1 protein-coding gene is annotated in these 1,260 nt (G+C 65.7%); it reads left to right on the top strand.

The features are described from left to right. Positions 1–75: 75 nt before the first annotated feature. Positions 76–1,134 (top strand): histidinol-phosphate transaminase, encoded by a 1,059-nt coding sequence (gene hisC, locus FXB40_RS47400; RefSeq protein ID WP_148779112.1) that lies wholly within the window; start codon positions 76–78, stop codon positions 1,132–1,134. Positions 1,135–1,260: the final 126 nt, after the last annotated feature.

Here is a 1,260-nt window from a genome sequence, read left to right as displayed (position 1 = left end):
CGAGGAGGGTATCTATCACGCGCTCGCAAAAGGCTTCGTCGAGCGGGCGACGCGTCCGCGTGAGGGGGAGGGAAGATGAGCCGTTTCTGGAGCAGCCTGACGCATGGTTTGAAGCCCTACGTGCCGGGCGAACAGCCCCGCATCGCGGACCTGGTCAAGCTGAACACCAATGAGAACCCGCTCGGTCCGTCTCCGCGTGCGCTGGACGCGATCCGCGACGCGGCAGCCGATACGCTACGTCTTTATCCGGACCCGCAGGCGACCGCGCTGCGGGCCGCCCTGGCCACCTATCACGGCGTGAGACCCGAGCAGGTGTTCGTCGGCAATGGCTCGGACGAGGTGCTGGCGCATGCCTTCGTCGCGCTGCTGAAGCACGATGCACCGCTGCTCTTTCCCGACATCACCTACAGTTTCTACCCCGTCTATTGCGGTCTGTTCGGCATCGCCTACGAGACCGTGCCGCTCGATCAGGCCATGCAGATCCGCGTCGCCGATTATCGCCGGCCGGCCGGCGCCATCATCGTCCCCAATCCGAACGCACCGACGGGGATCGCGCTCTCTCGCGCCGAGATCACGACGCTGCTGGAAGAGCACCCGGACGTGCCTGTGGTCGTCGACGAGGCCTATGTCGATTTCGGCGCCGAGACCGCGATTCCGCTGGTGGCGTCGCATCGGAATCTCCTTGTCGTGCAGACCATGTCCAAGTCGCGCGCCCTGGCCGGGCTGCGGGTCGGATACGCGATCGGCGATGCCGATCTGATCGATGCGCTGACGCGCGTGAAGGACAGTTTCAATTCATATCCGCTCGGCCGGCCCGCCCAGGCCGGCGCGATCGCCTCCCTGGAGGACGATGCCTATTTCCAGCAGAGCCGCGTTCGCGTGATCGAGGGCAGGGAGCGGCTGACCCGCGGACTGAAGGCTGCCGGTTTCGAGGTGCTGCCGACCCTGGCCAACTTCGTGTTCGCGCGCCATCCCGCGCATCTAGGGGCCGCGCTTGCGGCGGCGCTGCGGGAGCAGGCGGTGATCGTCCGCCATTTTTCCGCGGCTCGCATCTCGGACTATCTGCGGATCACCGTCTGCACGGACGAGCAGATCGACCGGCTGTTGTCGGCGTTGTCCAGGATCCTGAAATAACGACAGGTGGTGGGCGTCACCGGTCGCTGTTGCTAGACCACAGCCGCCGTAGGGTGGGCAAAGCGGAGCGTGCCCACGACTTCTTTCTTGCCACTCGTTGCGAGATGGTGGGCACGGCGCAAGTGC

It is taken from the genome of Bradyrhizobium rifense, assembly GCF_008123425.1.
Lineage (GTDB): Bacteria > Pseudomonadota > Alphaproteobacteria > Rhizobiales > Xanthobacteraceae > Bradyrhizobium > Bradyrhizobium rifense.
Note: the sequence above shows the minus strand (reverse complement) of the source record. Positions and strands in the feature narration are given on the sequence as shown.

Excerpts from the sequence above, each read along its gene's own strand:
- hisC (WP_148779112.1), top strand. The coding sequence starts at position 76 with ATGAGCCGTTTCTGGAGCAGCCTGACGCATGGTTTGAAGCCCTACGTG.